Origin of the sequence: Fulvivirga kasyanovii, from assembly GCF_009711405.1 — a bacterium.
In the GTDB taxonomy this organism is placed as follows: Bacteria; Bacteroidota; Bacteroidia; order Cytophagales; family Cyclobacteriaceae; genus Fulvivirga; species Fulvivirga kasyanovii.
Genome location: NZ_SMLW01000408.1, coordinates 1 through 9,029, shown reverse-complemented (window position 1 = coordinate 9,029; position 9,029 = coordinate 1). Strand labels below are relative to the sequence as shown.

At 46.0% G+C, this 9,029-nt stretch carries 3 protein-coding genes; all 3 read right to left on the bottom strand.

Annotation, left to right across the window (positions count from 1 at the left end):
* Positions 1-209 precede the first annotated feature (209 nt).
* From E1163_RS05585 to E1163_RS05575, 3 genes are read right to left on the bottom strand one after another with little or no spacing between them, the layout of a single operon-like run.
* Positions 210-524 (bottom strand): YrhB domain-containing protein, encoded by a 315-nt coding sequence (locus tag E1163_RS05585; RefSeq protein ID WP_155170353.1) that lies wholly within the window; start codon positions 522-524, stop codon positions 210-212.
* 12 nt (positions 525-536) lie between these two features.
* Entirely contained in the window at positions 537-1,490 is a 954-nt protein-coding gene (locus tag E1163_RS05580; protein WP_155170351.1) for a PorP/SprF family type IX secretion system membrane protein, read from the bottom strand.
* 2 nt (positions 1,491-1,492) lie between these two features.
* Complete coding sequence (locus tag E1163_RS05575) at positions 1,493-8,968, bottom strand: T9SS type B sorting domain-containing protein (RefSeq protein ID WP_221417943.1); 7,476 nt, start codon at positions 8,966-8,968, stop codon at positions 1,493-1,495.
* Between the last annotated feature and the right edge of the window lie 61 nt (positions 8,969-9,029).

The window sequence follows — 9,029 nt, the reverse complement described above, 5'->3', positions numbered from 1 at the left end:
TTTGATAATTACTACTTATCTCCACTTTTATAATCTCTGCTCATATTGCCGTCACAGACTCTCTTTTCCATACTTTAAGCACAGGTCTAAAATAATGACTACTCATTGTGGCTTCAGACATCCGCTTATCTTATTACGAGCGGACGCTCTTGATCATTTCAGGTCGTAGGATCACTATGCTTAACCTACCACCAGCTGGAAAATAGCGGCTAAAATTTATTTGACTTAAGGTCATTCTCATACCTCTTAATATAATATTCAAGTGGTTCCCCCGTACCCGCTAAAATTATTTTATCCAAATTTACATCATACATTACGGGGCCATTCCCTACATACATGTACATAGGATTACCGGTTTTTAAGAATTTACATCCATTATAAAAAAATACCCACCCAAAAGATGTTTCGACAAAATCATCTTGCAAAACAGGGTAATTCTCCTTGTCGCCATATCTGCTTATTAAGTAATTTAAAACCTTTTCTTTTGCTAATTCAAACCGTTGCATGCCTTTTGTTATTGACAAAGTAAACTAAACTTAAAAATAAGAAGGGCACTCCAACCCTTTATGCAAAGTAGGGATTCTAATGCGGTAATTCAGCAGGAATTCATGCGAGCCGTTGGATACGGTATTCAGGCCACTGGTGGTCATGTCGTAGGCATACCCTACGTGGAAGTTTTCGTTGATCTTGAGCTCGAAGAGGTAGACCATACCTTCCACCAGGCGGTAGCTCACGCCTAAGCCTACCACATCTTTAAAAACACCATTGGCATTGATATCAAAGCTGAAAGGTGCTCCTTCCTGAAATCTGAGCAAGGTCGAGCCTATGATTTTGAAGTCCGGGCTCATGGGGAAGGTATTGCCAATAGAGATCAGGTAGTTGCGGGTATTTTTTACAGTTTCTACAGCGAGTTCGGTATCCTGTATAATCTCATTGTTCAGCAGGTAAGGCACCGAAAAGCCGAAATAAAACTCTTTATTGGTATAAAATAAACCGGTACCGAAATTAGGGTTCATGGCGTTGGTTTCCCTGTAGAACGGATCTGACGAGCCCGCTACCCCTCCACCGGTACCTGCAGTAGGTACTGTTGTTTTAGTGAAATCTGACTGCAGGGAATTAAAACCAGCCATCAGCCCCATGGAGAGGGAGCCGTTTGGCATTTTAATTTTATAGGCATAGCTGGCGTACAGGCTGAAATCTTCATGTACGCCGATGACATCTTTACCCAGCACTATTCCAAGCCCCATTCTCCCTCGTACAAAGCTCGACTGAGCGGAGAAAGTGAAAGTTTTGGGTGCACCGTCAAGGTTCACCCACTGGTTCCTGTAAATGGAGGTGGCGCTCAACTGAACCTGACTACCAGCATAGGCCGGGTTGATCAGCAGTTGATCGAACATATACAATGACTGAATAGGTCGCTGTTGCTGACCGTATGCCATGGAGGCCAGCAACATCATAGACAATAGGGTACAAATGGATAATCTATTCATAGTTATCGTATTAGTTCTAAGAATCCTGAAATTATTTCTGAGCCATCCCCTTTATCGATCAAATAAAAGTAAGTGCCGTTTGGCAGCTTGTCTCCCATGGAATAAAGCCCCTGCTCTCCCACTCCGCGGAAAGCCCTGTCAGCATTGTTGTATTCATCAATTTCATACACCAGCACACCTGCCCTGTTGTAGATCCTTACATTGTTATTAGGGAAATTGGTAATACAATCGATCTGGAACACATCATTGATACCGTCACCATCAGCAGATACGAGGTTATAGTTCGTGATCACGGTACCGATCTCTACCACACCTGTGTTTTCGCACCCCAGTAAAGTGGTCACCAGTGCCTCATATTCTCCCGGGCCTACACCGTTGAGGTCTGTACCCAGCCCGACAGATGCCCCGGTAGATACTTCGAACCACTGGACTGTACTTACCACGGTATTGTTAGTAATGGCTATGGTCGCCTGTCCGGTATTTTCATCACACTTGGATCCCACGGTTTCAAAGCCAAACTCCGGAAGCAGGCGATCGTCACCTACATCTATGGGTACTCCATCAGAAACGCAACCGGTGGTGGCATCGGTGGCCGTAACCGTATAGGTGCCGATATCCAGCCCTACCACATTGATCCTGTCAGAGAAAGGGGAACCGCTAACAGATGCGCCTTCATACCACAGGAAGTCATACCCCTGGGTTTCTCCTTGCACTGTAACAGTTACTTTACCATCAGGCTCTATACATGAAGTAACATTGGAAAGCAGCTCCGGCGTCGGAGATGGCGGTATAAGGTGTACATCCTTTAACTCCCAGGTTTCCTCTTCAGAACATCCTGTCAGCTTATCAATAACCCTGACCGTATACACGCCTGCCGGATAGCCAATTAGCCTGTTCCTGGTGGTCAAGCCTGTACCTTGGGCTCCCGCCGTAGAACCACTGAACCACTCGAATGAGTAACCTCCCACTCTGCCTCCTACCGTGGCCGTCAGCACACCGTTAGGCAAGTATGGCGGACAGGTGGTTTGAGAGCTTTCTGTTATTTCAATAACCGGATACTGGCGTTCATCTTTGATATTTTGAAGTTTCACTACAAAACATCCGGTGTTATTGTCTGTCACTCTTATCGTGTACACACCATCAGGGAGATTTGACACCCTGTCTGTATTTGGGTAATCCGGGGCAGCGCTTAAATCCGGAGCGTCTCCATTGTACCAATCTACTGTATAATTATTGATGTTAAACGGGTAATCATCTGGGAAACGGACATTAGCCAGTAGTATTGATCCATTATCACCTGTACAGAATGTAAGCGGTTCTGAACTGGTACTTACTACTGGCTTATATCTCTCGCTTTCATCTTTAACTATGAAGAATGCCGAAGAACTACAGCCTGTAGTCGGGTTAAGAGCAGTAACCTCATAAGTTCCGCTAGGGAGGTTACTCAAAGTGCTTGATGTAGGTGTTGTAGCAGAAACATTTGCTCCCGGAGGTAATGCTCCTCCTTCATAACTCCATGTAAACACATAGGTTCCTACATTTCCATCTGACTCCTCAGCAGTAGCTCGTAGCTCTGCACTGAATGGAGGCCCGATACAATTGATTTGAGGAACAGTTTGTTCTATGGCAATAACAGGCAGTATCCTATCCTCATCCAGGATATTAACTTCCTTAGGAATAGATTCACAACCTGTGATATTGCTTGTTACCACCACAAAATACTGACCGGGCAACAGATTGTCTATCCTGGGATCTGTATCGGTCAACTGATTGGCCGGTAAAACATCACCCTCATACCATCTGTAGGTAAAATCATTACTTAACACCACTGGGTCAGTAATTGCAGCCCCCCCTCCTATTGAAATGGATTGAACTTCTGCCCAGCCTGTCGGCATACAATCTACGGGATCAAAGGTCGCCACATCTATAATATTCGGTTGGCTTTGTGGCTGGTCAAGGGTTACATTCACCGAAGTAGTTATACTACAGCCGGTATTACTGACATTGGTGATCAATAGCTCATACTTACCTTCTGAGGCATTGGTCAGGTTACTGGTGTTGCCAACGTCATTTTGTACTACAGTACCGGGCAAAGCGCCGCCTTCATACGACCACACAAAAGTGTAAGTATCTCCGGTTGATCCATCCTGCTCCTGCACCGAAGCAGTGACGGTTCCATTGGCCAGCGCCGGATCACAAGCTGTATTTGGAGTAAATGAAACCGTAGGTATCGGATCAGTGCTTATGTCCAGAACGTCTACCCTGAAAGGGGGTGAAGAACAGCCCGATCCGGGAGCGTTAGTGGCATTCCTGGTAGCAATGACATAGTAAGTTCCAGCGCCCATAGCCGGGTATTGTCCTGCCAGTGTACCGGCTTCTAAAACAGCCCCCGATATGATCGTTCCAAACTGATCTGTCAGTGCACCGGAAGAAATATCATCAAAATACCATTCATATGTATAATTTGCCGGAGCCGTAGGACTTGTTACGGTCACCTCTATCCTGCCATCCGGGTAGCATATATCCTGGTCTTCATGGTCAACAGTTACCACATCCACTGGTTGTGGTTTATGCTCAATCGTTTTTGTAGCTGTAGAACTACAACCTGTTGTCTCATTGGTAGCAATTACCACATATATGCCCTCTTCAAGGTCTGTTAAGGTATTACCAACACCGGAATTACCCGTCGAATTAGTAAATGGACTACCGTCGTGAGTCACGTCATATGCATAGGTTGCTCCTACTCCTGGCCCGGAAGGATCTGATACATTTATTGTCAGTGTACCATCAAAATTACCATCGCAGGCCGTATTCGAAGTCGCAGACAGTGTTACCTGCGGATTGACGTGTGAATCTATAATTTCCACTCTGGCAGGTGGCGAAGAGCACCCGGCCCCCGGAGTAAAACCAGGCAAACGTGTAGCCACTACATAATAAACTCCAGCTTCAATGGAAGGGTAGTTGGAAATATCAAGGAAAGTATCCTTTATCTCAGCACTGGCTCCATCCACCAAAGGAGCACTGGCAGGATCATCTTTGTACCACGTAAACTCAAACTCATTCAAAGGCCTTGTGGTAGTACCGCCATCAATAGAAACACCGGTAACATCTATTCTTCCATCAGGAGTGCATAGCTGCTGGTCGATAGCCACCGCACTGGTAACAATGATCGGTGTCTGACTGGTCAACAGCGTGATAGAACCGGTAACCTCACATGAAGTTATCTCATTGGTAGCGATGATTGTATAGGTGCCTTCTTTCAAGCTGGTGATACTATTGGCATTGCCGGTCTGGGCATTTAACAAGTTAGCATAGCCATCCGGGCCTGTAATGTCGTAGGTATAAGTTGCTCCAACTCCCGGACCGGATGGTGTTGTCATATCTATAATGATACTACCTTCATAATCAGAGGTACAAGAGGTATTGGCAAACCCTTGTAATGCTATCTGAGGATTAACATGGCTATCCAGAATATCTACTCTTGCCGGTGGAGACTCGCAACCCGCTCCCGGCACATTGCCGGGCAAACGAATAGCCACCACATAGTAAGTTCCTGCTTCTATGGTTGGATAGTTAGTAATGTCAATGAAAGGATCAGTAATAGTAACTGCTCCACCATCCACCAAAGCAGTGCTGTTAGGATCGTCCTTAAACCACCTGAATTCGAACTCGCTCAATGGTTGATTGGTTGCACCTCCATCTATAGACACACCGGTTACCTCTGCCCTTCCATCCGGCGAACATAGCTCCTGGTCTATTCCTGCTGCAGCAGTAATAATTATCGGTGTTTCATTTTTAAGAATAGTTACAGTTCCGGTAACGATACAGCTTGTAACTTCATTAGTCGCTATTACTGTATAGGTGCCATCTTCAAGATTTGGCACATTATTGGAGACCCCGGTTTGCGCATTCAGGGTATTGGCATAGCCATTGGGCCCTGTAATATCATAAGTGTAAGTTGCCCCTACACCAGGCCCCGAAGGTGTTGAAGCATTGATTGTTATGCTTCCTTCAAAATCAGTATTACATGAGGTATTGGCAAAAGCCTGCAAGGAAATATTCGGATTAACATGACTATCCAAAATTTCAACCCGTGCCGGTGGAGATACGCAGCCGGCTCCTGGCACGTTACCCGGCAAACGAATAGCCACAACATAGTAGGTGCCTGCCTCTATTGATGGATAATTAGTAATATCTATGAAGGAATCCGTAATAGTAACGGCTCCACCATCAACAAGCGCAGTACTGTTCGGGTCATCTTTAAACCACCTGAATTCAAACTCGCCCAGAGGTCGTGTGGATACCCCTCCGTCAATGGATACGCCTGTCACTTCTGCCCGGCCATCCGGCGAACATAATTCCTGGTCGATCCCGGCCGCGGCAGTTATTATTATCGGGGTCTGGTTTTTCGGTATAGTCACTGTCCCTGTAACTGTACACCCGGTTACTTCATTTGTAGCGATAACCGTATAGGTACCATCCTCCAGGTCCGGCACATTATTGGCGGCACCGGTTTGAGCATTTAATGTAGCTGCATAGCCGTTAGGCCCCGTAATATCATAAGTGTAAGTAGCCCCTACCCCCGGTCCCGACGGTGTTGAAGCATCTATAGTTATGCTTCCTTCAAAATCAGTGTTACATGAAGTATTGGCAAAAGGCTCAAGACTTATCTGCGGATTAACATGAACATCAAAAATATCTACCCTGGCCGGAGGTGAAGAACAACCTGCCCCCGGTGAAAAGCCTGTCAAACGTGTTGCCACCACATAATAAGTACCAGCTTCAATTGACGGGTAGTTGGTAATATCAACAAACGGATCGGTTATAGTTACAGCTCCTCCGTCAACGAGTGGTGTGCCATTGGGATCATCCTTGAACCAGGTAAACTCAAACTCATTCAACGGTCGGTTGGTAACGCCTCCATCTATGGAAACCCCGGTGACCTCAGCTCTGCCATCAGGAGTACAAAGCTCCTGGTCGGTTGCAATGGCTGCGGTAATAATAATAGGTGTCTCATTTACAGGAACAGTTATTACTCCTGTTACCGAACAGCCTGTAGTTTCGTTAGTTGCTACTATTGTATAAGTACCATCATCAAGACCTGTCACTGTATTTCCAACACCACTTTGGGCGTTTAACACATTGTTATAACCAGCCGGCCCTGTAATGTTATAGGTGTATGTCCCTCCTGCCCCGGGGCCGGAAGCTGTTGTTACATCAATGGTTATACTTCCTTCCGGTGCCAGATCAGTACATGAGGTATTTGAAAATGCCTGCAAACTGATCTCAGGATCTACACTTACATCCGGAACAATAGACTGGAATGGCGCACTGAAACAGCCTGCACCAACACCGGTGGTCTTCTGAGCAACCACCCAATAGGTACCCGGCCCCATGCCGGCATAGTTCACATTGTCAAGCACTTCACCTCCATTGGTCGCGGTAGCATCTCCCTGGGCCTGGAAAACAATATTGGTCAGGCCTGCATCGTCATACCAGGTAAACTCAAAATCATCCAGGTTGTCCGGGCCAACACCAATCAGGTTGATATTGGTGATCTCTATGCTTCCCGAAGGAGTACAAAGATCCGCAGCAGTAATGATCACATCACCATCTACAATTTCTGATACCGTAGGTGCATCAGGCACCGTAAAGTTCCTGGTAGTAGAACAGCCTGTTGATGCTGTAACCGTAACAGTATAGGTATCAGGCGGCAATTGTGTAAATGAGTATGCACCCACAGGTTGCCCTACAATAGGATAGCTACTGGTAGGGTCTGGTGAAATATCCAAGGTGTACGTAGTACCGACAGCGTTATCATCAGGGTCTTTTGCTACGTCGACTGTAAATTCACCGTCTGCCTGATTAAGATCACAGGCAGTATTTGAACTTACGGTTCCAACCAGGGAGACTATTGGAGGAAGGGCATCAATAGCCACCTCGACCACCTCAAATACACTACAGTTGTTTCCCGTGTAATCTTCAATCAACTCAATGGTGTAAAACCCGGGAGCCAGGCCTGTGGCAACTGTAACGGGTCCGTTGGCTGGGTATGTTGGCGGATCAAGGTCGGTTGGTCCGGCAATCAACACATCAGCATTAGCTCCTGAATATAAATTCAATGTGAAGTTATCATTGTCAATGGCTCCGCTGGGATCACCCGCAGGAGGCAGCGCCGTAATACCGGATGCATCAATATCTATGGTTACCTCTCCGTTTCCACTGGTGTAAGGGCATTCTGTTGAATTTTCAACTGTTGCTGTAATTTCAGGAGAATCAATAAACGGCAGGAATATAGTCCTCAATTCACTACACCCGGTGGCATTGTAAGTTACCACCACAGTAAATGTACCTGATGTCAAACCTCCTATGGTTCTTGTACTGGCAAAAGCTGCCGCGCCAAAAGTTGGAGGGTTTGTAAAGAAGTCTACCGGATCTGTATTCGTAGGTCCTCCTTCAAACCATTCGTAGGTGAAATCTGTATCAGGATCCGTTACCGTTAAGGCCACCGTCGGTGTTGCAGTCATTTGGCCATTACCGATGTTACAATCCGTAGGTAAAATATCGAAGTTCACATTGATTGAAATGGCATTCGTGGCATTCAGCACCCTCTCCGTTTGCATCGGAGAAATACAACCCGTGGTGTTATTAACAGCCACTACCGTATAATCTCCCGGTATCAGTCCGGTATAAGAACCATTATCTACGTTCACTACATCGGCATTGGCGATTACAAAATTTTCGTCCACTGCATCACCATCATTATACCAATGGAAGGTATAGCCTGCCTCAACACCTCCTACATCGGCCTGTAACGCACCGTTCGGGCTGCCGCAAGTAGTCAGATCACTAACTTTTGTCAAAGTGACATCTGGTATTGTAATGTTTTCAGGCAGGAATACTATTTCATTGTTGATACAGCCTGTTGAAGTCCTTACAACCTCTAATCGGTAATATCCTTCCGGAAGTTGTGTTACAGCTTCCCCGTTAACTCCACCGACAACACCTACTCCAAGAGCTGTTGATGTATTCGTTGCATTATCATACTCGTACCAGGTGAAAGAATAATCATTAGGATCAGCAGGATTACCTCCACCTATTGAAGTCTCGTCAATGGTTGCTAATAGCTCTCCACTCAAGCCAACGCAATAGGTCTGAGGGGTTATAGTGATACTAATGTCGGGGAAGTATTGATCGTCCACTACTTCAATTGTAACGGGATCGGAGGTACAGCCTAACGTAACATTGTTAACCGTGACGGTATAAAATCCTCCTTCGAGACCAGCCAATACTTCATCTGTATTGTCTCCGACAGCGATAACAGGATCGGTAGTAGAGGCGCCATCGTGCCAGATAAACACATAATTGGCATCCGGCAATGTTACACCGCTTCCTTTATAAGTGACAGAAGCTGTAACTGACCCATTAAAACCGATACCGCTATCGCATATGGTATTATCAACTTTGCTCAGAGTCACTATCGGCAATTCGCTGTCATCAGCAAGGGTATAGGATTCGGTATTGATACAGCCGGTGATG

Coding starts and splice junctions, on each gene's coding strand:
- E1163_RS05580 (WP_155170351.1), bottom strand. CDS start 1,490: ATGAATAGATTATCCATTTGTACCCTATTGTCTATGATGTTGCTGGCC.